The sequence below is a fragment of the Azospirillum sp. B2RO_4 genome, assembly GCF_051124815.1.
GTDB lineage: Bacteria > Pseudomonadota > Alphaproteobacteria > Azospirillales > Azospirillaceae > Azospirillum.
Genome location: NZ_CP118486.1, coordinates 495116 through 520105 on the forward strand (window position 1 = coordinate 495116; position 24990 = coordinate 520105).

Consider the following 24990-nt stretch of genomic DNA (forward strand, 5'->3'; position numbering starts at 1 on the left):
CGATGGCCCGCACCAACGACTTCGCCCTGACCTATGCCGGCGCGCATGAGGAGGCCGGGATGACCCGGATCAACCTCGCGCCGATCCTGCACCGCATCGCCGAGGAGCCGGCCTATCTGCTGAGCGAGGAGTTGCTGCAGTTGGCCGGCCACTGCCCGGCCCATGCCGACACCCGCAAGGAGGATTTCGAGAAGGTCGCGATCAACACCCTGCTTGGTTTCCTCTATGCCGACCTGCGGGAGCACATCATCGCCCGCATGCCGCTGGACGAGGCCGGGCATCTGGTTCTGTCGACCCCTCCGGAGTCGCCGCACGGGCTGGACTTCGCCGATCCCGACGGCATGGCCGCCGCCGATCCCGACCGCATGGTCGGCTTCCTGCGCGATTCCGTCTGCCATCTGCTGGACGCCATCATCAAGGATTGGGCGATCAAGGTGATGGTGGAGGAGGACCGCTGCCGGACGGAAGGCACCATCACCGACATGGCCGCCGCCGGCTATGTGCTGGGGCGAGAACTGCAGAAGTCGGTGCTGCACGGCCCGTCGGGCTACGACATGCTGTCGATCACCAAGACCGGCAGCCACACCGCCCTTCATGTCTGCTGGAACCTGGTGGAGGCGGCGCCGCTGCTGCGTCCGGGCCTGGAGGCCGCCGTCTATGACGACCTCGCCCGCCGCAGCCTGAAACAGGTGCTGCCGCTCGCCATGGGCAGCCTGGGCATGCTGTGCCAGTTCATGGCGGCGGGCAGGATCGAGGCCGACGACCATCAGGCCATCCACCCGCTGCGTCCCGACCAGTCGGCCTTCCTCCATGATCCCGACAAGGACCTGATCGTCCTGAACACCGACCTGATCGAGCCGACGGCGATGGCGGGAGAGCGGCATTACACCGGCTGCCCGGCCTTCTACGCCAACGGCCTGATCAATCTCTACATGGAAATCGTGCTGACGCTGGCGGCGCAGTACGACATGTATGGGCGGCTGCAGGAGAAAAATGCTTCTCTTATCCCCTCTCCCCCCCGGGGAGAGGGTTAGGGTGAGGGGGATACGCGGCAGGATTTTTGCGGGCGGCACGCGACGCGTCCGCCTCACCCCGACCCTCTCCCGGGGAGGAAAGGGAGAATCGGCGCAATCCTCAGCGCTTGACGGAACGCCGGCCATGCCTATGTTGGCGTTCCGTCAGAATCGGAAGGTTTGAGTTGGCGAAGAAAAGCACCCTGCGGGCGGTCACCACCACCGCGCTGGCCGACGCGATCAAGCGCAGCCGCAGCCGCATGGCGACGCCGTGGCAGCGGGCGCTCGGCCATCTGGAAAGCGTGTTCATCGACCATGCCTGCTTCCGGCTGATCTATTCCAACACCTACCGCATCTCCCCCAACATGTACCGGGCGAGCCAGCCCTCGCCGTCGCACATCGCCGCGGCGGCACAGAACGGGGTGAAATCGATCCTGAACCTGCGCGGCTCGCGTGACTGCGCGTCCTACATCCTGGAGGCGGAGGCTTGCCGCGCCCATGGGCTGGAACTGGTCGATTTCCCGGTGAACTCCCGCGACATGCCGAAGAAGGAAACCCTTCTGAAGGCGCGCGAGTTGTTCAAGACCATGACCTATCCGGCGCTGATGCACTGCAAGTCGGGCGCCGACCGCGCCGGCTTCATGGCGACGCTGTACCTGTTCGCCCATGAAGGCCAGCCGCTCGAGCAGGCGATGAAGCAGTTGTCCTGGAAATACGGCCACTTCAAGCAGGCGAAGACCGGCATCCTCGACTACTTCTTCGAACTCTACGCCGCCTACAACCAGAAGCGCCCGATCGCCTTCTGGGACTGGGTGGAGCGCGTCTATGACCCGGTGGAGGCCAAGGCGAGCTTCCGGTCGCGCGAATGGGCCGATGCGGTGGTCGACCGGGTGCTGGGCCGCGAATAACGCGGCCCCACCGGGGTTATCGGGCCCTATTCTGTTTAGCGGGCAACGTACCAGTCGGCGCGGTGGTTGAAGGCGACGAAGGCGTTCAGCACCGCCGCCCCCAGGATCGACGCCAGCAGCGCCGGCCATTCCAGCACGAAGGCGGCGGCCGAGAACACCGCCAGATCGAACAGCGCCTGCAGCCAGCCGGCACGGAATCCGGTCTTCTCCTGCAGGTAATAGGCGAGGATGCCGACACCGCCGCCGCTGGCGCCGTGGCGGAACAGCGCGATGACGCCGATTCCGACGCAGAATCCGGCCAGCACCGCCGCGACATAGGGGTTGATGGCGCTGAAGCTCATCATCGTCGGCAGCAGGCCGGACAGCAGGGCGATGCCGGTCACCGCGACCAGCGACCTGATGGTAAAGCCGACGCCGATGCGGGCCAGCGCAAGGAAGTAGAAGGGCAGATTGACCAGGAAGAACAATGGTCCGAAATCCACGCCCGTCGCGTAGGAAATCACGAAGGCCAACCCCGCCGCCTGCCCGGTGACCAGCCCGGCGGCATGGAGAATGGCAATCCCGAACGACGTCATGACAACGCCGAACAGTTGACCTTGCAAATTGTCAAAGACACTGTGCGCCGCGCGCGGGCGCTCGTAAGTGACCGATGCAGGGGATGACGAAATGGTCGAGGCGGAATTGTTCGTCATGCCAGCTACTCCCCCGATGTCGCCTGTGCGTTTACATGCGAACACCAATATAGGTCATTTCTGCTGACCTATCCAGACTTCGCTTCGGCGAAGGGGGATCTATGCGATTTGCGGGGGAGAGCGGCAGGGTGGCAGTCCTTTGGTGCCGCCTCACGCCGCCTTCAGCATGAAGTCGACATGCACGGCATCATATGGAAACTCGAACTTGCCATCGGTGGTCCGCCGAACGATCCCGGCATCCACCAGCGCGTGGACATCGGCATGCACCGCCTTGACGTCCCGCTCCACCCGCCGTGCGACCTCGCGCAGGGCAAGCGGCCCCTGCCCGGTCATCGTCCGCAGCAATTCCCAGCGCTTCGCCGTCAGCACCTTCCAAAGCAGTTCGGGAGTGGCGAACCCGATGCGCGCGCCGTCTTCGGCCTTGCCGCTATTCCAGCCATGCCGGAATGCCGCAAGACCATCAGCGAGGCTCGTTACCTCAAGCGTCAACGTGTTCATCGAGCCATCTCCTCACATCTGCCTCAAAATCAGCAATCAGTCGGTCCACCCCGTCGAATCGGTAAGGACTTTCCTCAGTGCCGACATGGCGGTGATCGCCCTTACCAGCCTCATTGTCGTAGCGAAGAACGCAGACGCCGCCGACGACCAGAGCCAGACCATATTTATAATTGTGCGTGCTGCCGCGAACTGGAACCGGCACTTCCCAAAGCAGCAAGTCTGCAAATGCGATTGGGGTCAGAACGATGCGGCGGTTAACCAGTGCTCTAGCCTTCATGTTGGAGAGAATGCCAACAGACTAAGCCGTTGTCAATTTCTCCAACATCCGTGCGTCGACATCCTCCCGGTTACGCCGCCAACGTCCGCGCCAGCGTATCGCCGTCCACATTGCGTCCCGACAGCACCGCCACCGTCCGCCCGGTTCGCCCAAGCCGGCCGCCCCGCACCGCGGCGACTGCAGCGGCGCCGGCCCCTTCGGCCACCACGCCGAAAGACCGGTGCAGCGCGCGCATCGCAGCGGCGATCTCGCCCTCTTCCACCTCGACCACCCGGTCGACCAGTGTGTCGACGATGGTCTGGGGCAGCTTGCCCAGCGCATGGACGTTGATGCCGTCGGCCAGCGTCGGGCCGCCGCGCCGGGCGAGGCGCACGCCGATCACCCGCACCCGCGGGCGCTGGGCCTTCACCGCGGCGGCCACGCCGGCCAGCAGTCCGCCGCCGCCGACCGGCACCACCACCGTGTCGACGTCCGGCCGGTCTGCCAGAATCTCCAGCCCGACCGTTCCCTGCCCGGCGATCACGTCGGGATCGTCATAGGGGTGGAGGAAGGTCAGCCGCCGCTCCGCCGCCAGCTCCAGCGCCTTGCCCTTCGCCTCGCCCACATTGGCGCCGTGCAGCACCACCTCGGCGCCCAGTTCGGCGGTGCGCTCCACCTTGCAGCGGGGTGCGGTCTCCGGCATCACGATGGTGGCCTTCACCCCCAGCCAGGCGGCGTGCAGCGCCACCCCCTGCGCATGGTTGCCGGCCGACATCGCCACCACGCCGCCGGCCCGCTCCGGCGCCGTCAGCCGCAGCAGGCGGTTCAGCGCGCCGCGCTCCTTGAAGGCGCCGGTGGCCTGGAACACCTCCGCCTTCAGCCACAGATCGCGGTCGAGCGTCGGGGCATGCAGCAGCGGCGTACGGACGATCTGGCCGGACAGCCGCCGGGCGGCGTCGGTCACCGCCGACAGCGGCAGCCAGGCCGGCAAACGGTCTTCGAAGTCATGATGGTGGACGGCCGTGCAGACAGAGAGGGTGCGCGCGGCATCGGCATGCGCGGTGAACATCGCGAAGTTCCTCGACGAACGAATCTTGGGGTAGGACGGGCGTGCCCCGGACCGCCTCAGCGGACCGGGTGAATAATTCGCGCCGAGCCACACATTCGCTCGCCGAGACGGACGCCGTTGTTCGACGCCGCAACAGCGGTCAGACGATGGGACATCTCATAAACCGGATTGAGGGCTCCGGGAACCACAGGGTGCAGCGACACGCCACACACTCCACACGACCAGTGAACACGAACGCGGCAACTCTCCGACGCTTCAGAGCGCCGGGCCGGTAATTCGCATTCGCATGGTGTCGGTGGTGTTCATGGGATCTGCATACCCGTTGCCGCGGCGGCGGTCAAGCCGTCTTCGTCCAGATTGTCGCAGGGCGGTGCCAAGTGCTCAGGCCAATTCGACCCGGTTCCGCCCGAGCGCCTTGGCCCGGTAGAGCGCCTGATCGGCCCGGCCCAGCACGCTTTCGACCGTATCCTCCAGCGGACGCAGCTCGGTCAGGCCGAAGCTTCCGGTCAGTTGGAAGCTTCGGCCATCGGGAAGCTCGATCGCCAGCGCCGCCAGTCCGACGCGCAGCCGCTCCGCGATCACCGCACCGCCGGTGCGCGAGGTCCCGGGCAGCAGGATGGCGAACTCCTCCCCGCCGATGCGGCCGATCTGGTCGCTGCCGCGCAGTTGGCTGCGGATCTCCTCGACCACCCTGCGGATGGCGACGTCGCCGGCGGCATGACCCAGCTCGTCGTTGATGCGCTTGAAATGGTCGATGTCGAGCATGACGAGACAGGTGGTCCCGGCGCCCCGCCCGGTCACGATCCGGTCCAGCAGGTCCAGGATTTGCCGGCGGTTGTGGGCGCCGCTCAGCGGATCGGTGGTGGCGAGGCGGTGCAGTTCATGCTCCATCCGCCGGCGCTCGGTTATGTCGGTGGCGATGCCGATCACCCCGGTCTCCGTTCCGTCGGGGGCGGTGAGCGGTCGCTTCACCACCAGCAGTTCCCGCGTCCGCCCGTCCGGCCCCTCCACGCTCGACTCGAAGGAGTAGGCACCCGCGCCGGCCGGCATCGGTTCGGACGCGGTCCGGCGGCCGGCGGACCATTCGATTCCGTCGGCGGCGTTCGGAAACAGCTCGCGGAAGGCACGGTTGCACAGGGCATAGCGGCCGGCGCTGTCCCTGTACCAGACCGGGCTCGGCATCATCTCGACGAGGTTTTCGATGAAACGGCGCTGTTCGTCGGCGAGCGCGGTCTGCCGTTCCAGCTCAGCCGTGCGTTCGGCGACGCGGCGTTCCAGCGACTGGTTCAGCGACTCGATGGTAACGAGATCGCGCCAGCTGCGCACGGCGCCGACCAGGCTGGTGAACAGCTTCTGGGCGGTCAGTTCCGCCTTGCTCTTATAGTCGTTGATGTCATAGGCGACGATGGCCTCGCGCTCCGGCGCCTGTCCGGGCTGGCCGGTGCGCAGGATGATGCGGATGTGGCGGTTGCCCAGGTCGCGCCGGATGTAATGGACCAGATGCAGCCCGGCATCCTGCGTCTCCATCACCACGTCGAGCAGGGCCACGGGCAGGTCCGACCGTTCGGCGAGGATCGCCTGCGCCTCCGCCGCCGAGAAGGCGCTGACGATGGCGAAGCGCCGGCCTTCGAACTCGAAATCCTTCAGCAGCACGCGGGTCATCGCGTGCACCTGCTCGTCGTCGTCCACCACGAGGATCGGCCAGGGGGCAGCGGCAGCAGCCGACTGCCCTTCCGGCACCGCGCCGGGGTCTTCATCCTCGAACATCAGATCATCGGGAGACGCGTCCACGGTCGGGGCCTGCCCAGTCAAGGTTTGCATAAGCCTGTCGCTCACTGGGGCTCGATGTCTACGCCGGAGAAATCCTGATTGAAGATGTTGTTGGTGTAGTTCTTCACCTCTTTGCGATGGGCGACGGCAATGATGGAATTCGCGATGGGAAACCACGGGGCTTCCTCATGGAAGATTCGTTGCGCTTCCTTGTAATAGGCGGTGCGGCGTTCGACGTCGGTGGTGACCTTGGCCTTGGTGATCCGGTCTTCGAAATCCGGATTGCACCATCTGGCGAGGTTGGCGCCGCCCGGACGCACGGCACCGCAGCTCAGCAGGAAATAGAGGAAGTTGTCCGGATCGCCGTTGTCGCCGGTCCAGCCGTAAATCACCATGTCCGGATCGCCCTGCGTCACCTGACGGCGATAGTTGCTCCAACTGTCCGTATACAAGGCGACCTTGATCCCGACGCGTTCCAGATTCTCGCGGATCATCTCGGCGGCGCGCTTGCCGTTCGGCAGATAGGGGCGCGTGACCGGCGTGTACCACAGATCGAGCGAGAAGCCTTCGGGATATCCCGCCTCGGCCAGCAGGCGGCGGGCCGCTGCCGGGTCGAACGGATAGTCCACGATGCCGTCGTCGTAGGACCACATGCCGGGCGGAATCGGGTTCTTCGCCGGCGTTCCCCCATTCTGATAGACCGCATCGACCAGGGTGCGCTTGTCGATCGCCATGGTGATGGCCCGCCGCACCCGCACGTCGTTCAGCGGCGGCTTGCTGGTGTTGAACGCCATATAGGCGACGTTGCGGCCGTCCTGCTGCTCGATCACCAGATTCGGATCTTTTTCTATCGCCCCCAATTCGGCCGGATTGGGGAAGATCATCACATGGCATTCGCCGGACCGCAGCTTGTTCAGGCGCACCGCAATGTTCGGCGTGATCGAATAGATCAGGTTGTCCAGCGGCTGGCGTCCCCGCCAATAGCCGTCGAAAGCCTTGTAACGGATCGCCACATCCTTGTGATAGGACACCAGCCGGAACGGCCCGGTGCCGATGGGCTTGTCGTCGAACAGATCCTGCTTGCCGGCCTTCATCAGGACATCGGCGTATTCGGCGGACTGGATCGACAGGAACGGCATGGCCAGATCGGCCAGGAAGGGAGCCTCCGAATGGGTCAGGGTGATGCGGACCGTGTATTCGTCCAGCTTCTCCACCGATTTCAGCAGATCCGGCAGCCCCATGCCCCTGAAGTATTCATAATTCGCCGTTCCGACGGCGTGATAGGGATGGTCGGCCTGCCATTGACGGTTGATCGTGAACAGCACGTCATCGGCATTGAGCGGCCGGCTCGGCGTGAACAACTCGTTGGAATGGAAGGAGACATTCCGGCGCAGACGGAATTCATAGACCAGCCCGTCGTCCGAAATCCCGTAGGATTCGGCCAGGCCGGAATTCATGATCTGACCGGCCGGACCGAACTCGACCAGATTGTTGAACAGCGGCGTCGTCGCGTTCACGGTCGTGCCCGAGGTCGACACTTGCGCGTTGAAGCCCTGCGGGTTTCCTTCCGTGCAGTAGACCAGCGACTTGTCGGCCAGCGCGGGGCCCGACAGCCCGGCAAGCCCGATCAGAACAGCAGCCCCCTTCGCAAGACTTCGCATCGACGTCTTCAGCGGCAAAGGCATTCACTGCTCCTGCGGGGATGATATTGCGGGCGTCAAGGATATGTTATCAGTAGCAAATCGCCGTGGAAAGCGAATGGTGAAGCGCACACCGCTGCCGGGAGGACTGTCGACGGCAATCCTGCCACCCAAACGGTTCACCACGAGGTTGTACACAATGTGAAGCCCGAGACCGGTGCTGCCGCTTCCACGTCTGGTGGTGAAAAACGGATCGAACACCCGCGACAGATCGGGCTGGGCGATCCCTCGGCCGTCGTCGGTGTAGACCAGATCCACCATGTCCGGTTCCGGTGCATCGACCCGGATCAGCAGACGGCCCTGCTGCCCCTCCCGGTAGGCGTGGGTGATGGAGTTCATCACGAGGTTGGTCAAGATCTGCGCCAGAACGCCGGGAAAGCCGTCGATCTCGATCTCTTCGGGGCACTCCACCCGCAAGCTGTGCCCCGCCCGGCGCCAGGACGGGCTGAGGCTGGTCGCCAGATCCTCCAGATAGGGCTTCAGCAGGAATTGCCGCTCTTCGCCGCTGGTCTGATCGGCCGCCACCTGCTTGAAGCTCTGCACCAGTTCGCCGGCCTGACGCAGGTTCAGCACCATCAGCCGGGCCAGCTCTTCCGATGTTTCCTGGAATTCGGCGAACTCGCTTCGGCGCAGGTTGCCCGCGCCGGCCAGTTGCCCGATCTCCGCCAGACGGTCCTGGAGATGGGTCGCCCCCATCAGGGCATTGCCGAGCGGCGTGTTGATCTCGTGCGCCACCCCCGCGACCAGCCCGCCCAGCGACGCCATCTTCTCCGCCTGGATCAGGTCGGCCTGGGTCCGGCGCAGCTCCTCCAGGGCGCGGTCGGCGCGGTCCTTCGCATGGCGGGCCGCCTGTTCGCGCAGGCCGATCTCGCGGATGAAGAAGGCGGCGGCGCGCGCCATGGCGCCGAATTCGTCCTGACGGCGGGTGCCGTCGATCGGACCGGCCAGCGGGTCCTCGGCCAGCCGGGTCATCTGCCGCTGGAGGCGCAGAACCGGCCGGCTGATCGACCGCGCCACCACCGCCGCGGCACCGGCGGCCAGCAGCAGGCCGATGGTCGCGCCGATGACCAGGATGCGGCTCAGCAACTCGCCGATACGCGCGGCTTCCTCGCGGAAGGTCTCGTCCAGTTGCCGGGCGGTCTCGACCAGGGCGCCGGCGTCGCGGTCCATGGCGATCAGCAGCTGGTTCAGGTGGCGCAGCCCGTCCGCGGTTCGGCGCAGGCTGTCGCGCCAATTGCGGATGGCCGCCAGCACTTCGTCCTGCAGCAGCGGCGACATGGGAAGCTCGCGCACCGTCGCCAGCAGGGTGCCTGCATCGGCGACGATGCTGTCGGCCTCCTCCGCGTCGCGCACGGCCACGGCGTCGGCCGCCCGCCGGCCGAGGCGCAGGGCGACGACGGCGACGTTCTGCGTTTCCTGTTCGGTGTCGTTGGCCTGGATGGCATAGGCGATCAGCTGGACAACCTCGTCCTGGATGGCGGTGTAGCCGGTGGACTTCACCATCAGGATCCGGGCGGTCAGCGCCTCGATGGCCGCAGCCGCCTCCGCGCCGGCACGCTGGGCCGACTCCAGGGCCCGCTGGGCGTCGGCGGTGCGGGCCTGCGCCCGATACAACCCGTCGAGCGCCGGGCGCAGCGTCGGCAGCAGAGAGGACAGGTAGGTCACGTCGGGCTGACGGCCGAGCGTCCCGGTCAGGACCAGCGCCCGTACCACCGGCAGCGTGCGGAGGACCTGTTCCCCCAGCATCCGCTCGCCCAGGCTGGCGTGATGTCCGGAATCGGCCCCGTCATCGGCCCCGTCATCGGCATTGGCGTCCGCGCGCCCCGCCGCCGCCTGTGCCGCCGCCTCGAACCGGTTCAGCGCCGCATCGCGCTCCGCATCGGCCGCGCGCAGATCCGCGACGGCGCCCTGCAGCCCGGCGACGGTGGCCGCGTAGCGGGCGGCGGCCTGTTTCGCCGGATAGCGGTCGACCAGCGGGTCCGTCCGCCCCAGCACCGCCTGCAGCCGGTCGGCCGTCGCCGTCAGCCGGTCGATGGCGATGCGGAAATCGCCGGCGGTCAGGGGTTGCCCGCCGCCATGCAGGCCGCTGCCGAAGCCGAGCGCCGCGACATGCTGGGCCTCGGCGCGCTGGAGATCCAGCATCGCCTCGCGCAGCTCATGGGCACCGTCCACCACTTCGCGGCTGTCGCGCAGACGCTTGTCGGCTTCCGTCAGCGATCCCAGGGAGTCGACGTTGGCGGCATGCTGCCGTTCGCGGGCGCGGTCGGTCAAAGCCATCAGGGTGGCGGAGTGGAGCCCCATGTCGGCCACGGCGGCGTCGTTCGCGGCGGTCACCTGGATGAAGCTGCGCATCTGGTCGACATAGCGCGCCAGCACACCGGTCGCGCGCTCCACCTCCGGCCGGTGGGTCCTGGCCGATCCGGCCTCGTCCAACTGCCGCAGTTCGGACGCCGCCGACAGCGACAGCGTTTCAAAGCGGTCGGCACGGCCGGCGCGGTCGGCCGGCGCCACCTGGAGATAGTCGATGCGGGCCGCCGTCGCCGCCAGAACGTCGCGATAGACGGAGCCGGCGAGCACCGCCGATTCATAGACCCGCTCGCTGCGGGCCAGCAGCAGCCCGCCGGCCACCGCGATCACCGCGGCGACCGCCACCGGCACGCCGCCGACCATGGCGATGCGCGACCGAATCCTCATCCGCGCCCCGCCGCGCCGTTACGCGCGCAGGCTGCCCGGACGGGCCGCCGGGACAGGGGCAGGGATCGGGCAATGGGTGATCGGCGAGCCGCCACGAACGCTCCGCATTCAGGACCTAATGGGCCTTAGCAGAGCAATGTTCGGGGGCAAAGGGTTAATGCTTCAAGTAGAAAAGGAGGAAGGCGGACAGGGGCGACGGATTGCCCCGCCCCTGCCCGCCTCCGGATCAGGGCTTGCCGGCCACGCCCAGCTTGGCCTGCACGGCCGCCAGCCCGTCCTTGCCGTCGACGGTGGTGACGCCGTCGAGCCAGCCCTTCAGCACCTCGGGGTTCTTCTTCAGCCAGGCCTTGGCGGCGGCCTCCGGCTTCTTGTTGTCGTTCATGATGTCGCCCATCACGGCGTTTTCCATGTCGAGCGTGAAGGACAGGTTGGACAGCAGCTTGCCCACGTTCGGGCAATCGGCGGCATAGCCCTTGCGGACATTGGTGCTGACGGTGGCGCCGCCCAGGTTGGGGCCGAACCAGTCGTCGCCGCCTTCCAGATAGGTCAGCTCGAAACTCTTGTTCATCGGGTGCGGTTCCCAGCCCAGGAAGACCACCCAGCCCTTGCTGCGGGTGGCCCGCTTCACCTCGGCCAGCATGCCGGCCTCGCTGGATTCCACCAGCTTGAAGTCCTTCAGGCCGAAGGCGTCGGCCTTCAGCATCTTGTCGATGATGAGGTTGCCGTCGTTGCCGGCCTCGATGCCATAGATCTTGCCGCCCAGCTTGTCCTTGAACTTCGCGATGTCGGCGAAGCTCTTCAGTCCGGCCTCGGCCGCGTATTTCGGCACCGCCAGCGTGTATTTGGCGCCTTCCAGATTGACGCGCGTCACCTCGACCGAGCCGTCCTCCAGAACCGGCTTGATGAAGGGCTCCATCGTCGGCATCCAGTTGCCGAGGAAGACGTCCAGCGACTTGGTCTTCAGCCCGGTATAGACCAGCGGCACCGACGTCATCGTGGTGGTCGGCTTGTAGCCCAGCGCGTCCAGCGTGACGGAGGCGAGCGCCGTCGTCGCCGCGATGTCGGTCCAGCCGACGTCGCCGAAGCGCACCGTCTTGCAGGCGGCGGGATCGGCAGCCAGCGCCCCGCCGGCACCCAGCGCCATCACCGCCGCGATGCCAACGCCGGCAATCCACTTGGCCGGAGCCATCCATCCGTTCATGTGCTCAACTCCTCGTTCTTGTTGTTCCAGTCCGCGGCATCTGCCGTTTTCGTCATCGACGGAGCGGTGAAAATGGCGCATTTGTTGCGTCGCAAGCCAAGGTCCCGGTTGCGGACGGCCTTGGCGGACAAGCACAGGAGACCGCCAGCCCCATGCCCAAAGTCGGAATGGAACCGATCCGCCGCCGCCAGTTGATCGACGCGACCATCGCCTCGATGGGCAAGCATGGCCTGGCCGATACCACGGTGCAGACGATCAGCCGCGGGGCCGGCGTGTCGCCCGGCATCATCCACCATTATTTCGGCGGCAAGGACGAGTTGCTGGCCGCCACCATGCGCAGCATGCTGCAACAGCTTCGCGACGACGCCACCCAGCGGCTGGCGGCCGCCAAATCGCCGCGCGCCCGGCTGGAGGCGATCGTCGACTGCAACTTCGCCCCCGACCAGTTCGAACCGCGGGTGGTCGCGGCATGGCTGGGCTTCTGGGCCCAGGCGCCGCACAACCCGGCGCTGTCGCGGCTGCAGCGGATCAACGCCCGCCGCCTGCATTCCAACCTGCTGCACGCCCTGCGCCCGCTGCTGCCGCCGGAACGGGCGGAGCGGGTGGCGGTCGGCTTGGCCGCGATGATCGACGGGCTGTGGCTGCGCTTTGCCCTGACCGGCGCCATCGACGGCAGCGCCGCCCGCGCCGTGGCGCTGGGCTACCTCGATTCCGAACTGAACGCCTGATCTCACCGCCGCCACCAGCGCCGCCTGGCCTTTCCGGCGGCAGCCGGTCGGCCAAATCCCCGGCCAAATCCCCGGCCGAAGCTCTGGGTGATGCGGTCGAGCACGACGGCCAGGAACACCACGCTCAGCCCGCTCTGCACGCCAAGGCCGATGTCCAGGCGCTGGATGCCCTGCAGCACCACGTTGCCCAGGCCGCCGGCGCCGATCATCGAGGCGACGACGATCATCGACAGCGCCATCATCATGGTCTGGTTCACCCCGGCCATGATCGACGGCAGGGCGTTGGGCAACTGTATCTTGAACAAGAGCTGGTGTTGACGGCAGCCGAAGGCGCGGCCGGCCTCCACCAGTTCCACCGGAACCTGCCGGATGCCGAGCGCGGTCAGCCGCACCGCCGGCGGCATGGCGAAGACCACGGTGGCGATGATGCCCGGCACCCGGCCCAACCCGAAGAACAGCACGGCCGGGATCAGATAGACGAAGGCCGGCATCGTCTGCATCAGGTCGAGCAGGGTCTTGCCCAACCCGTCGGCGAGCTTGCTGCGCGCCATCCAGATGCCCAGCGGCACCCCGCCCATCAGGCTGAGCGCGGTGGAGGCCAGCACCAGCCCGAGGGTGGAGACCGTCGGCTCCCACAGCCCCATCACGAAGATGCCGCCCAGCGCCAGCAGGGTGAACAGGGCAAAGCCGCGCCCGACCCGCCACAGGGCGATGGCCGCCAGCACCAGCGCCAGCAGCCAGGGCGGCACCCCCAGCAGCAGCCCGTCCAGCGTCTCGCCCAGCCCGTCGACCGCCGCGGCGATGACCGACAGCGCCGGCTGCCCGTGGTCGAGGATCATGTTCACCAGCCATTCGGAGCCGCGGGCGATGCCGCCGCCGATGGTCTCGCTCAGCCATTCGACGTCGATCGGCGAGGCGTCAGCCATGGCGCACCTCGCGCCCGGCATCCCCGCCACGGTCGAGCGCCTCCAGCAGCACCGCGCGGGAGATCACGCCGATGAGCCGGCCATCCGCCTCGACGACCGGCAGCGGACCGGGCGCCGCGGCGACCCGGCCGAGCAGCGCATGGATCGGCGTATCGGCGGCCACCGGCTCAAGCCCGGGCTGCGGCGGGCCGTCATCGGGTGGCCGGGCGATGTCGCGGGCGCGCAGAATGCGCGATGCATCGACGCCGCGGAAGAAGGCGCGGACATAGTCGTCGGCCGGCGCGCGCAGAATCTCCGCCGGGGTGCCGATCTGGGCGATCCGCCCGTCCTCCATCACCGCGATGCGGTCGGCGATGCGCATCGCCTCCTCCGCATCGTGGGAGATGAAGACGATGGTGCGGGCATCCTGACGCTGGAGCCGCAGAAGCTCGTCCTGCATGTCGCTGCGGATCAGCGGGTCGAGCGCCGAGAATGCCTCGTCCATCAGCATGATCGTCGGGTTCTTGGCCAGCGCGCGGGCCAGCCCGACCCGCTGCTGCATGCCCCCCGACAGCTCGTTCGGATAGCGGTCGGCATAGTCCGCCAGCCCGACCCGCTCCAGCGCCGCCAGCGCCGCCTTGCGGCGCTCCCTCCGCTTCACCCCGGCGACCTCCAGCCCGAAGGCGGCGTTCTCCAGCGCGGTGCGGTTGGGCAGCAGGGCGAAGGACTGGAACACCATGCTCATGTCCCGCCGCAGCACCTCGACCAGCGCGGAATAGGACAGGCCGGTCAGGTCGCGGCCGTCAAGCCGGATTTCCCCCTCCGACGGTTCGATCAGCCGGTTCAGCAGCCGGACGATGGTCGATTTGCCCGATCCCGACAGGCCCATGATGACGAAGATCTCGCCGGCCCGGATGTCGAAGCTGGCCTCGGCCACGCCGACATTGACGTTCAGCCGTTGCAGCACCTCCGCCTTGGTCGCGCCGCTGCGCAGCATCTCCAGCGCCGGACGCGGATCGTCGGCGAAGACCTTGCGCAGGCCGCGAACCGCCAGACGCACCGGTGCGGCGCCCGTCGAAGACGAGCCGGTGGGCGTGGACAGGATCATCGTCATGGGCAAGGCTTCCGGAACGCAACAGACCAGGGTGACAAGCAATCGGGCCGTAGATTGCCCCGAGACGAGGGGCGCGGTCGATAGCTGCGTTCACGAAAGCTGCATTTTGACGATGCCGTTGCGCAATTGGCCGCGGAGAGACGATGGTTTTATTTTGATTGGTCGTTCAATGAAAAATGGGACGCATATCTTCCGGCGCAGGGGGAATCCCCCTCTCCCCGAGGGGGAGAGGGGGATTCTGTTGACCTCAAACCCGCTCGAAGATGGCGGCGATGCCCTGGCCGCCGCCGATGCACATGGTCACCAAAGCATAGCGGCCGCCAGTGCGGTGCAGTTCGTGGATCGCCTTCACCGTGATGATGGCGCCGGTCGCCCCCACCGGATGGCCGAGCGAGATGCCGGACCCGTTGGGGTTCACCTTGGCCGGGTCGAAGTCCAGTTCGCGGATCACGGCGCAGGCTTGCGCTGCGAAGGCCTCGTTGGATTCGATCACGTCGAGGTCGGCAACCGACAGGCCGGTGCGCTCCAGCACCTTGCGGGTCGCCGGGATCGGGCCGATGCCCATGTGATCGGGCTCGACGCCGGCATGGGCATAGCCGACGAGGCGGGCCAGCGGCTTCAGCCCCAGCGCCGCGGCACGGCGGGCGTCGGCCAGCACCACCGCGGCGGCGCCGTCATTCAGGCCGGAGGCGTTGCCGGCGGTCACCGACCCGTCCTTCTTGAAGACCGGCTTCATCTTCGCCAGCCCTTCCGGGGTAACGTCGCCGCGCACATGCTCGTCGGTGTCGAAGACGATTGTGCCCTTGCGGGACGCGATCTCCACCGGGACGATCTGGTCCTTGAAACGGCCCTCGGCGATGGCGTGGGCGGCGCGGCGCTGGCTTTCCAAGGCCAGGGCGTCCTGCGCCTCGCGGTCGATGCCGTAGCGGGCGGCGACGTTCTCCGCCGTCACGCCCATGTGAATCTTCTGCCAGGGGTCGTGCAGGATGCCGTTCATGTAATCGACCAGCGCCCCGTCGCCCAGCCGGGTGCCCCAGCGGGCGCTCGGCACGAAATAGGGGCCGCGGCTCATCGATTCCGCGCCGCCGCCGATGGCGACCTCGCAGTCGCCGAGCGCGATGGACTGCGCCGCCGACACGATGGCCTGCAGGCCGGAGCCGCAAAGCCGGTTGACGTTGAAGGCCGGGGTGCCGATCGGAATGCCGGCATCGATGGCGGCGACGCGGCTGAGATAGGCGTCGTTGGTCTCGGTCGGGATGACGTTGCCCATCACCACATGCCCGATGGCGTCGGCCTCCGCGCCGGAACGTTCCAGCGCCGCCTTGACCGCCACGGTGGCGAGACGGGTCAGCGGCACATCCTTCAGGCTGCCGCCGAAACCGCCGATGGCGGTGCGGGCGGTGCCGACGATGACGATGTCGTTTTGCATGATCTGGTCCACTTCTCGGACGGAAATGACGGTTGGCGGGCGATTGGTTCAACGACCGGTGAAATCCGGCCGGCGCTTGGCGATGAAGGCGCCGACGCCCTCGCGGAAGTCGTCGGTGGCAGCGGTGGCGAGGAAGCGGTCGCGCTCGGCGTCCAGTTGCTGGTCCAGCGTCCGGTCGAAGGATTGGCGCATCAGGTGGCGGACGCCGGCATAGGCGACGGTCGGCCCGGCGGCGAGCCGCTCCGCCAGCTTCGTGGTTTCCCCGGCCAGCGACGCGGCGGGCACCACCCGGTTGACCAGCCCGATCCGCAGCGCCTCCGCGGCGTCGATCACGTCGGACAGCATCGCCAGCTCCATGGCGCGGCGCAGCCCGACCAGGCGCGGCAGGTGGAAGCTGCCCGAGCCGTCCGGCGTGGCGCCGATGCGGGCATAGGCCATGGTGAACTTGGCGTCGTCGGCGGCGATGCAGAGGTCGGCGGCGCTGGCGAGGCTCATCCCCGCCCCCGCCACCGGGCCATGGACGGAGGCCAGGACCGGCACGTCCAGCCGGTCGAGGACGCGCAGCGCCTCGTGCAGATGGGCGATGATGGCGCCGGCCACGGCGGGAGCCGCGGCGGGATCGTCGTTGAAGCGGCCGACATCGCCGCCGGCCATGAAGCCGCGCCCGTTGCCGGCGATCACCAGAACCCGCGTCGGCCCCGTCCCTCCCTCATCCGCCCTTTCTTCCGCCACGCTGCGGCAGGCATCGAGGAAGGCGGCGGCGGTCGGCTCGTCCAGCGCGTTCAGCACGCCCGGCCGGTTCAGCCGGATCCAGGACACGGCCCCTTCGCGGACGAGGAGAACCGGTGGGGCCGTATCGGACATGGTGGCGTCTCCCCTGATGTCGGCGGAACGGGCATTACCTGATGGAAGGTATGTTACCGTACGGTATGTTCTGTCAACGGTTCGGTTGTCCCAATGGTAAGGCTCGGCCGTCGAAGTGCTGGTCTGCAGCGGCGGAGCGAATCCATGGCTTGGCTGTTGGACCCCGGACAGTGCAAGCTGCCGCCCGTCAACAAAGGATCGGAGTCCCCGCCATGCATCATCGGAACCTGACCGGCTTACCGGCCATGACAGGCTGACGGCGGCGGAGATACGGCATGCCTATGGTTGTGCGTTCGGTCGCCTCGCTTCTGCTGGGCGTGGCCTTTCTGATGCTGGGGAACGGTGCCCTGTCGACCCTGATCGGTCTTCGCCTCGCGGCGACCGATTCCGGGACCACCGCGGTCGGAATGATCACCGCCGCCTATTATGCCGGGCTGACCCTGGGGTCGCTCTTCGCCCACCGGCTCATCACCCGCGTCGGCCATATCCGCTCCTTCTCCGCCTTCGCCTCGGTCGTTTCGGTCGCGACGCTGTCGCATGCGCTGTTCGTCGACGCGTCGCTATGGGCGGTGCTGCGCCTGACGCAGGGGTTCTGCATGGCGGGACTCTACATGTGCATCGAAAGCTGGCTGAACGGCACCGCCACGAATGAGAGCCGCGGGCAGCTGCTGTCGGCCTACATGGTGACGCTGTACGGGGCCTCGGGCGTCGGCCAGCAGTTGCTGCGGCTGGATGACGAGACCGGCATCCGGCTGTTCATGATCGTGTCGATCCTGCTGACGCTGGCGCTGGTGCCGGTGGCGCTGACGCGGACCACCCCGCCGCAGTTGCCGGACGTCTCGTCCTTCGGCATCCGGCGGCTCTATCAAAGCTCGCCGCTGGGGGTGGCAGGCGTCTTCATCAGCGGGGCGATCACCGGATCGATCTACGGCCTCGCCCCGGTGTTCGGCGCCGCCTCCGACTTCGGGGTGTCGGGCACGGCGCTGTTCATGTCGGTGCTGATCCTCGGCGGCATGGCGCTGCAATGGCCGCTCGGCCGGCTGTCCGACCGCTTCGACCGGCGCAGCGTCATCATCGGCCTGACGGCGGCGCTGTCTCTGGTCAGCGTCTGCATGATCGCCGCCGCCGGAATGAACCAGCAGCTGGCGCTGATGCTGGTGGCGCCGCTGTTCGGCGGCCTGTCCTTCACGATCTATCCGATCTGCGCCGCCCACACCAACGACTATGTGCGCCGCGAAGACATGGTGTCGGCCAGCGGCGGCCTGATCCTGTCCAACTCGGTCGGCGCCATCATCGGGCCGCCGTTGGCATCGACCCTGATGACCGTCACGGGGCCGACCGGCCTGTTCGCCTTCATCGGCGGCGGCGCGCTGTGCGCCACCGTCTATGGCCTGTGGCGATCACGCGTCCGTCCGCCGCTGCCGGCCGAGGAGCAGGCCGCCTTCCGTCCGCTGCCGCAGACGACCCCCACCGTTTCTCCGCTCGATCCCATGAGCGCGCTGAAAACATCGGCGGAGCCCTGACGATTTACACAGGCCTCCGTTAACGAGTTCGGGATAAGCTGCCCGGCGGTGGAATGCTGGTTGGTTGTTGGTGATTGCATGCCGTTTTCGCGGGAGCCTTCCTTGCCCGGGCCGTCGGATCGGGATCCGGACCGGGATCGGACGTCGCAGAGTCCGGATGCCGACCGGCTCGGACTGCTGGTCGGTGCGGTGGCGCGCGATCGCGACCGCAAGGCGTTCGCGTCGCTGTTCCGCCACTTCGCCCCGAAGATCCTGCAATATTGCCTGAAGCTCGGCGCCGACCGCAGCACGGCGGAGGAGCTGGTGCAGGACGTGATGCTGACGGTCTGGATGAAGGCCGACAGCTTCGATCCCACCCAGGCCACCGTCGGCACCTGGGTCTTCACCATCGCCCGCAACCGCCGCATCGACCGCCTGCGCAAGGAGATGCGCCCGGCCCCCGACTTGGAGGATCCGGCGATGACCCCGCAATCCCACGCCACGCCGGAGGAGTCCGCCCAACTGGTCCAGAGCAGCCGGCATCTCCAGGACGCGATCGATTCGCTGGCGGCAAACCAATCCGAAGTGTTACGCCGTTCGTACTTCCTTGAGCAGACCCACGAGGAGATCGCCGAAGACACCGAGTTGCCCTTGGGCACGGTGAAGACCCGGCTCCGCCTCGCGCTCGGCCATCTGAAACGCAGCTTGGGGGACAAGGCGTGACGTTGCCTCTCCACCATCCCGATGACCGGTTCCTGATCGGCTATGCCAGCGGGCAGGAGCGGGCCGGCAAGTCGCTGCTGGTGGCGACACACCTCGCCTATTGTCCGGACTGCCGCCGGCGTGTCGCCTCCTATGAAGCCTTGTGCGGCAGCTGGTTCGAGGAGCTTCCCTGCGACGATCATGATGGACTGGGCGGGCTGGACGCCCTGCTCGACCGGATGGACGGCCTGCTCACCGCCGCTCACGCACCGGCGGAGGCGAAGCCGCCGAAGCCGCCCGCCGCCGGCTCCTTGGGCGGGCGCCCGGTGCCGGAGCCGCTGCGCAGCTGGTTGCCGGAGGCGATCGACACGCCGACCGACGACGGAACCTGGCGGGAGATCGCCAAGGGGGTCTGGCTGTCGGGCTGGGAACGCACCCTATCCGGGACGACGATCTGCCTGCTGCGCATGGCGTCGGGCGCCCCAGTCCCCGCCCACCGCCACACCGCCGACGAGTTGCTTCTGGTGCTGCAAGGGGCGTTCGCCGACGAATATGGACGCTACGCCGTCGGCGATGTCGCCCAATACGTCGCCGACACCAACCATCACGCGACCGGCGACAGCGAGGAAGACTGCATCTGCCTCTTCCTGCTGGACGGCGAGCTGATCTTCCTCGACGAGGCCGGAAACCCTGCTTAGCCGACGAGGTCCTGATAGTCCGGGTGGCGCTTGATGTAGGCCTCGATGAAGGTGCAGATCGGCAGCACCTTCAGCCCCTTTGCCCGGATGTCGTCCAGCGCGCCCTTGGCCAGCGCCGACCCCACACCCTGGCCCGACATTTCGCCCGGCACTTCGGTGTGGGTCAGGGCGATCTTGCCCTCGCGCATGTCGTAGGTGACGAAAGCGGTGGAGTCCGCCACCGTCAGCTCGTATCGACTGCGGTCTTCGTTGTTCCGCACCTTGTCCTGCAAGCTCATGATCGTTTTCGCCTTTGGTGATTGCGGATCGTCAGCCGACCATTAGGGATTCCGCCCCGTCGATCCAGACCGGCGTGCCGGTGATGTGCCTGGCGCGGTCCGACGCCAGGAACAGCGCGAGATCCGCCACGTCGAAGCTGTCGCCGGACTTTCCGCCCGTCAAGGGCACCTTGCCCTGCGGATATTCGATCGGGGTCTGCACCGACTCGAGGTTCCGTTTCTGGGTGTTGTCGGGAATTTCCGTGTCGATGATGCCGGGACAGATGGCGTTGACGCGGATGCGGCTCGGCGCCAGTTCCAGCGCCAGCATCTTCACCATGGCGAGCTGGGCCGCCTTGGTGCAGGAGTAGGCGGTGGCGCCGGTGTTGCTGAACACCCGCGTGCCGTTGATCGACGCGGTGACGATCACCGACCCGCCGCCCGCCTTCTTCAGATGCGGAACCGAATGATGCAGCGTCAGATAGGCGCCGCGCAGGTTGGTGTTGATGGTGCGGTCCCATTCCTCCGGCGTCAGCTCTTCGATGGGCGCCCAGACGCCGTTGATGCCGGCATTGGCGAAGACGATGTCGAGCCGCCCGAACTCGCCCACCAACTGCTCGATGGCTTGGCGCATTGCCGCATCGTCGCCGACATCCGCGGTCAGGGCCAGCGCCTTGCCGCCGGCCGCCTTGATCTCCTCGGCGGCCTTGGTGATCTCGTCGGCGGTGTGGCTCAGCACGCCGACGCTGGCGCCGGCCTGGGCGAAGCGCACCGCCGACGCCCTGCCGATGCCCGATCCCGCACCGGTGACCAGCGCGACCTTCCCCGTCAAATCCATAACCCCAAACTCCGGCTGCAAGCTTCGACGCGAACCCCAACCTTTGCCCGCACCGATCGGTTCCCGCCGCCACGTCGCCGACCGTTAATTCCGTATATTGAAACTATATTCCGAAAACTTGCGCTGAGCGGATCGTCTGCTAGACTGACGGTCAGCGGGCCACCATCCATGATGCCGTCTGTCATCGGATCGGCCCGGACCCCATGGTTTTTCGGAGAGTGCCGATGCCGTCGCCGGCCCAGACTGAAGCGGTTCCGTCCAATCCCGTCCAGTATGCGCGTCCAAATGGAGGAGATTGGAGGCGCATCGGCGTCATCACCGTCGATTACCCGCCGGTCAACGCCGTCGGCCATGGCGTGCGCAGCGGCCTGGTCGCCGCACTCGACGCCGGGCTGGCCGATGACGGGGCGGACGCGCTGGTGATCGTCTGCGCCGGCCGCACCTTCATGGCCGGCGCCGACATCCGGGAGTTCGGCAAGCCTTCCGCCCCGCCGACCCTGCCGGAGGTGGTGGCGCGCCTGGATGCCGCGTCCAAGCCGGTGATTGCCGCCATCCACGGCACGGCGCTGGGCGGCGGGCTGGAGGTGGCGCTGGCCTGCCATGGCCGCGTCGCGCTGAAATCGGCCAAGCTCGGCCTGCCGGAGGTCAAGCTGGGCCTGCTGCCCGGCGCCGGCGGCACGCAACGGCTGCCGCGGCTGGTGGGCGCCGCCAAGGCGCTGGACATGATCCTGTTCGGCGACCCGGTCGGCGCGGAGGAGGCGCTGGCGCTCGGCCTCGTCGATGCGGTGGAGGACGGCACCTCGCCGCTGGAGGCCGGCCTGCGCGCCGCCGAACGGCTGCTGGCAGGCGGGAGCGTCCCGCGGCCGGTCAGCGCCCGCACCGACCGCATCGCCGGCACCGACCCCGCCCTGTTCGCGGCGAAGCGGGCCGAACTCGCCAAGCGCCAGCCGCACCTGTTCTCCCCGCACCGCATCGTCGACGCGGTGGAGGCCGCCGTCACCCTGCCCTTCGCCGAGGGCACGGCGCGCGAGCGGGAGCTGTTCCTCGCCTGCATGGAGTCGCCGCAGCGCGCCGGCCTGATCCACGCCTTCTTCGCGGAGCGCGAGGTGGCGAAGGTCCCCGGCCTGCCGGCCGACACGCCGACGCGCGACATCCGCAAGGTCGGGGTGATCGGCGCCGGCACGATGGGCGGTGGCATCGCCATGTGCTTCGCCAATGCCGGCATTCCGGCGGTGCTGGTCGATACCGCGCAGGAGGGGCTCGACCGCGGCGTCGCCGCCATCCGCCGCAACTACGAAGCCACCGCCCGCAAGGGCCGGCTGACCGCGGCGCAGGTGGAGGAGCGCATGGCGCTGATCCACCCGACCCTGTCCTACGCCGATCTCGCCGACGCCGATCTGGTGGTGGAGGCGGCGTTCGAGAGCATGGAGGTCAAGCGGGCGATCTTCCGCAAGCTGGACGAGACCTGCAAACCGGGCGCGATCCTCGCCACCAACACCTCGACGCTGGATGTCGACGCCATCGCCGCCGCGACCGGCCGGCCGCAGGACGTGCTGGGTATGCATTTCTTCAGCCCGGCCAACGTCATGAGGCTGCTGGAGGTGGTGCGCGGTGCCAAGACCGCCGACAGCGTCCTGGCGACCGTGATGGGGCTGGCGCGCCGGATCGGCAAGGTCGGCGTGGCGGTCGGCGTCTGCTACGGCTTCGTCGGCAACCGCATCCTGCACCAGCGCGGCCGGGAATCGATGGCGCTGGTCGAGGAAGGGGCCAGCCCGGAGCAGGTCGACCGCGTGCTGACGGAATTCGGCTTCCCGCTCGGCCATTTCTCGATGACCGACCTTGCCGGCATCGATGTCGGCTGGCGCATCCGCGAGGAACGGCGCAAGTCCGGCGATCCGGAGGCGCAGGCGCCCAACTGGCTCGACACGCTGGCCGAGCGCGGCCGTTACGGCCAGAAGACCTCGGCCGGCGTCTACCGATACGAACCCGGCAGCCGCAAGCCCATCCCCGATCCGGAAGTGGCGGCGGTGATCGAGGAAGACCGCCGCCGCCGCGGCATCACCCCGCGCACCGTCAGCGACGAGGAGGTCCGCGAACGCTGCCTCTACGTGATGGTGAACGAGGCGGCCAAAATCCTGGAGGAAGGCATCGCCGCCCGGCCGGTGGACATCGACGCCATCTGGCTGCACGGCTACGGTTTTCCGTCCTGGCGCGGCGGTCTGCTGTTCTGGGCCAATCAGGAGGGGGTTGGCAGGATCGCCGAGGCGATCCAGCGTTACCACCGCGACATCGGCGGCCCGCAATGGCGCCCCTCCGCTTTGCTGCTGCAATGCGCGGCGGAGGGAAGGCCGATCGGATGCTGAAACCGGAATGCGGATTTCAATCCGGAAACTAGTTTCCGTTACTGATTGTTAGGAATCTCCCCTATACTCTTCGGACAGGGACGCTCCGCCGCGTTCGTCCGGCCCCCCAGCCGGCAGCATGACGGAGCCGACCTGCACGAGGAAACCGGGCTTCACCGAAGGGGAAGAGCATGAAGGACATCACCGTCGCAGCCACCGACTGGGGTCTCCACGCCGTCGCCTGCAGCGGCCTTCGTGACGCACCTCCTTCCGTCTGGCTCGGGACGTTGCGCAATGCGCTTCCCGGCAGCGGTGCCGGCCGTCGCCTGTTCCTGGATCTGCGGGAGGTCGGCTTTTCCCCCCTGCCGTCCTCCCACCTGGGAGCCTTGGCCTCGGTCGTCGTCCAGGCCGGGATCAGCGCGGTTCTGGTGTCGGATCTCCGGCTCGGCCATGCGCTGTGCGATGCGGTTCGCCGCAGCGGCACGACCGGGGAAGCCGCAGCCGGCCTGCGCGTGCTGTCCGCCGACGGCCGCGACCGGGTCGCCATCGCCGCTGCCTATCAGTGGCTGTTGAACGGGCGGGAGCCCGCGGATGCCCTGCGGGTGTCCGACGGCCGCCCGTCGGTTCTGCCCTTCCCCGCCACGACCACGGTGCAGAAACGGCCGAACTCCCCCGGTTCCGCCCCCCTGCGCCACGCGTCGTGACCGCCCTGCCGTAACCGCATTCTTTCCGCAGTCGTCGTCGTCTCAACTGCCTTTTCGCCCCGGCCGGACCCGTCCCGCCGGGGCTTTTTATGTTTGAAGCCCTAAAACTGGACTTGCCCGGAGAAAGTGGAGAGCCAGTGTGTCGATCCTACGCAGCGATCTCAAAGACACAGGGGGGGCTTTGGAAGCCGAGTGAGGAGCGTCGCCGGATTGGATTATAGAAGCCGTCGATGTAGCGGCTAATGGCGATTTGAGCCTGCCGCCGCGAAGTAAAGATCGTCCGCCATACCAGTTCTGACTTCAAGGTCTTGAAGACAGTCTCCACCATCGCGTTATCGTAGCGGTTCCCGCGCCCGCTCATCGAAACCAACATTCCGTTCTTCTGTAACACCTCCTGATAATCAGCTGAACAGTATTGGCTTCCACGATCCGAATGATGAATCAGACCAGGAGGTGGCTGCCGAACGGTAATGGCCCGCTTCAACGCCGTGATCGCCAACTCCTTGGTGATCCGGTCACTGGTGGCCCTCCCACGATCCGGCGGGAGTGCAGATCCAGCACGATGGCCAGATAAAGCCAGCCTTCAGCGGTCCAGACGTAGGAAATGTCGGTTCCCCATTTTCGGTTCGGCGCCGGAGCGGAAAAGTCCTGATCGAGCAGGTTTGGCGCCACCAAGCCGCCATGCTGGCTGTCTGTGGTAACCGCTGACGTTCACACCCAAGATCTGGCAAAGCCGGGAGACCGGAGCAACCGCTTCCTCTGCATCGATGATGCTGAAATCTCATCGACTTGTCTCCTTCGCAAAGAAAGCGGCTGCCTTTTTTAACAAGTCACGGTCCTGGCGTAAAACCTCGTTCTCACGACGCAGGCGGAACAATTCCTTTTGCACATCGTCTTGTGGACCGGACAGAAGCTCCGCTTCCTGATACAGCGACCTCCATCGCGTCAGTGTCGATTTGCCGATCCCCAAATCAGCCGCCACGTCCCCGACCGTCCGGCCGCTCGTTGCGATAAGCCGAACAGCTTCCCGCTTGAAGTCTTCCGCCAGCTTACGCCGATGCCCGTCACCCATGCCAAACATCCTGGTCCCTCAGACCATAGATGGA

22 protein-coding genes and 1 pseudogene are annotated in these 24990 nt (G+C 67.2%); 8 read left to right on the top strand and 15 right to left on the bottom strand.

Going from position 1 to position 24990, the window contains the following annotated elements; genetic code table 11:
• Nucleotides 1-2: 2 nt before the first annotated feature.
• Together PWS46_RS16280 and PWS46_RS16285 are read left to right on the top strand one after the other, a co-directional pair.
• Nucleotides 3-1034 carry a hypothetical protein gene (locus PWS46_RS16280; protein WP_434620242.1) on the top strand — a complete coding sequence of 344 codons (1032 nt, stop codon included), beginning with the start codon at nucleotides 3-5 and terminating at the stop codon, nucleotides 1032-1034.
• A 164-nt stretch (nucleotides 1035-1198) separates the two neighbouring features.
• The gene (locus tag PWS46_RS16285; protein ID WP_434620245.1) at nucleotides 1199-1921 is read left to right on the top strand and encodes a fused DSP-PTPase phosphatase/NAD kinase-like protein; all 723 of its coding nucleotides are present in this window, start codon (nucleotides 1199-1201) and stop codon (nucleotides 1919-1921) included.
• A gap of 35 nt (nucleotides 1922-1956) precedes the next feature.
• Here the strand turns inward: PWS46_RS16285 and PWS46_RS16290 are convergent, their stop codons facing one another.
• The 8 genes from PWS46_RS16290 to PWS46_RS16325 form a co-directional block, all read right to left on the bottom strand.
• Nucleotides 1957-2496 carry a YitT family protein gene (locus PWS46_RS16290; RefSeq protein WP_244560672.1) on the bottom strand — a complete coding sequence of 180 codons (540 nt, stop codon included), beginning with the start codon at nucleotides 2494-2496 and terminating at the stop codon, nucleotides 1957-1959.
• Nucleotides 2497-2763: 267 nt separating this feature from the next.
• Nucleotides 2764-3111, bottom strand: a complete 348-nt coding sequence (locus tag PWS46_RS16295) for a DNA-binding protein (protein ID WP_434620249.1) — start codon at nucleotides 3109-3111, stop codon at nucleotides 2764-2766.
• Nucleotides 3092-3388 (bottom strand): toxin-antitoxin system TumE family protein, encoded by a 297-nt coding sequence (locus tag PWS46_RS16300; protein ID WP_434620252.1) that lies wholly within the window; start codon nucleotides 3386-3388, stop codon nucleotides 3092-3094. The genes PWS46_RS16295 and PWS46_RS16300 overlap by 20 nt, the downstream gene beginning before the upstream one ends.
• A 70-nt stretch (nucleotides 3389-3458) precedes the next feature.
• The gene (locus PWS46_RS16305; RefSeq protein WP_434620255.1) at nucleotides 3459-4436 is read right to left on the bottom strand and encodes a pyridoxal-phosphate dependent enzyme; all 978 of its coding nucleotides are present in this window, start codon (nucleotides 4434-4436) and stop codon (nucleotides 3459-3461) included.
• 381 nt (nucleotides 4437-4817) lie between these two features.
• Nucleotides 4818-6257, bottom strand: coding sequence for a diguanylate cyclase (locus tag PWS46_RS16310; protein ID WP_434620258.1), 1440 nt, complete (start codon nucleotides 6255-6257; stop codon nucleotides 4818-4820).
• An 11-nt stretch (nucleotides 6258-6268) separates the two neighbouring features.
• On the bottom strand, nucleotides 6269-7891 hold the full coding sequence (locus PWS46_RS16315) for an ABC transporter substrate-binding protein (protein ID WP_434620261.1): 1623 nt from the start codon (nucleotides 7889-7891) through the stop codon (nucleotides 6269-6271).
• On the bottom strand, nucleotides 7892-10600 hold the full coding sequence (locus PWS46_RS16320) for an ATP-binding protein (protein WP_434620264.1): 2709 nt from the start codon (nucleotides 10598-10600) through the stop codon (nucleotides 7892-7894).
• A gap of 226 nt (nucleotides 10601-10826) precedes the next feature.
• Nucleotides 10827-11801 (bottom strand): choline ABC transporter substrate-binding protein, encoded by a 975-nt coding sequence (locus tag PWS46_RS16325; protein ID WP_434620267.1) that lies wholly within the window; start codon nucleotides 11799-11801, stop codon nucleotides 10827-10829.
• Nucleotides 11802-11953: 152 nt separating this feature from the next.
• Here PWS46_RS16325 and betI point away from each other — a divergent pair, with 152 nt between their 5' ends.
• Nucleotides 11954-12529, top strand: a complete 576-nt coding sequence (gene betI / locus PWS46_RS16330; protein WP_434620270.1) for a transcriptional regulator BetI — start codon at nucleotides 11954-11956, stop codon at nucleotides 12527-12529.
• Between the two features lie 2 nt (nucleotides 12530-12531).
• Here the strand turns inward: betI and PWS46_RS16335 are convergent, their stop codons facing one another.
• The 4 genes from PWS46_RS16335 to PWS46_RS16350 form a co-directional block, all read right to left on the bottom strand.
• The gene (locus PWS46_RS16335; RefSeq protein WP_434620273.1) at nucleotides 12532-13455 is read right to left on the bottom strand and encodes an ABC transporter permease; all 924 of its coding nucleotides are present in this window, start codon (nucleotides 13453-13455) and stop codon (nucleotides 12532-12534) included.
• The gene (locus tag PWS46_RS16340; RefSeq protein ID WP_434620276.1) at nucleotides 13448-14548 is read right to left on the bottom strand and encodes a quaternary amine ABC transporter ATP-binding protein; all 1101 of its coding nucleotides are present in this window, start codon (nucleotides 14546-14548) and stop codon (nucleotides 13448-13450) included. Before PWS46_RS16340 ends, PWS46_RS16335 begins: the two co-directional genes overlap by 8 nt.
• Before the next feature lie 247 nt (nucleotides 14549-14795).
• Entirely contained in the window at nucleotides 14796-15977 is a 1182-nt protein-coding gene (locus tag PWS46_RS16345) for an acetyl-CoA C-acyltransferase family protein (RefSeq protein ID WP_434620279.1), read from the bottom strand.
• A 48-nt stretch (nucleotides 15978-16025) separates the two neighbouring features.
• Nucleotides 16026-16841 carry an enoyl-CoA hydratase/isomerase family protein gene (locus PWS46_RS16350; RefSeq protein WP_434620282.1) on the bottom strand — a complete coding sequence of 272 codons (816 nt, stop codon included), beginning with the start codon at nucleotides 16839-16841 and terminating at the stop codon, nucleotides 16026-16028.
• A 275-nt stretch (nucleotides 16842-17116) separates the two neighbouring features.
• On the opposite strand from PWS46_RS16350, the gene PWS46_RS16355 reads away from it, so the two are divergent.
• From PWS46_RS16355 to PWS46_RS16365, 3 genes are all read left to right on the top strand, one after another.
• Nucleotides 17117-18364: an MFS transporter gene (locus PWS46_RS16355; protein ID WP_434620285.1), complete on the top strand. Its 1248-nt coding sequence runs from the start codon at nucleotides 17117-17119 to the stop codon at nucleotides 18362-18364.
• Between the two features lie 102 nt (nucleotides 18365-18466).
• A complete protein-coding gene (locus PWS46_RS16360; protein ID WP_434620288.1) occupies nucleotides 18467-19066 on the top strand; it encodes a sigma-70 family RNA polymerase sigma factor in 600 nt (199 codons plus the stop codon).
• Nucleotides 19063-19743 carry a cupin domain-containing protein gene (locus PWS46_RS16365; protein WP_434620291.1) on the top strand — a complete coding sequence of 227 codons (681 nt, stop codon included), beginning with the start codon at nucleotides 19063-19065 and terminating at the stop codon, nucleotides 19741-19743. Before PWS46_RS16360 ends, PWS46_RS16365 begins: the two co-directional genes overlap by 4 nt.
• Here PWS46_RS16365 and PWS46_RS16370 read toward each other — a convergent pair.
• The gene (locus PWS46_RS16370; protein WP_434620294.1) at nucleotides 19740-20021 is read right to left on the bottom strand and encodes a GNAT family N-acetyltransferase; all 282 of its coding nucleotides are present in this window, start codon (nucleotides 20019-20021) and stop codon (nucleotides 19740-19742) included. The genes PWS46_RS16365 and PWS46_RS16370 overlap by 4 nt on opposite strands.
• A 31-nt stretch (nucleotides 20022-20052) precedes the next feature.
• Complete coding sequence (locus PWS46_RS16375) at nucleotides 20053-20838, bottom strand: SDR family oxidoreductase (protein ID WP_434620297.1); 786 nt, start codon at nucleotides 20836-20838, stop codon at nucleotides 20053-20055.
• Between the two features lie 224 nt (nucleotides 20839-21062).
• Here PWS46_RS16375 and PWS46_RS16380 point away from each other — a divergent pair, with 224 nt between their 5' ends.
• Together PWS46_RS16380 and PWS46_RS16385 are read left to right on the top strand one after the other, a co-directional pair.
• A complete protein-coding gene (locus PWS46_RS16380; protein WP_434620300.1) occupies nucleotides 21063-23201 on the top strand; it encodes a 3-hydroxyacyl-CoA dehydrogenase NAD-binding domain-containing protein in 2139 nt (712 codons plus the stop codon).
• A 170-nt stretch (nucleotides 23202-23371) separates the two neighbouring features.
• Nucleotides 23372-23884 (top strand): hypothetical protein, encoded by a 513-nt coding sequence (locus PWS46_RS16385; RefSeq protein ID WP_434620303.1) that lies wholly within the window; start codon nucleotides 23372-23374, stop codon nucleotides 23882-23884.
• An 87-nt stretch (nucleotides 23885-23971) separates the two neighbouring features.
• On the opposite strand, the pseudogene PWS46_RS16390 reads toward PWS46_RS16385, so the two are convergent.
• A pseudogene (locus PWS46_RS16390) lies at nucleotides 23972-24956 on the bottom strand (IS3 family transposase).
• Nucleotides 24957-24990 lie beyond the last annotated feature (34 nt).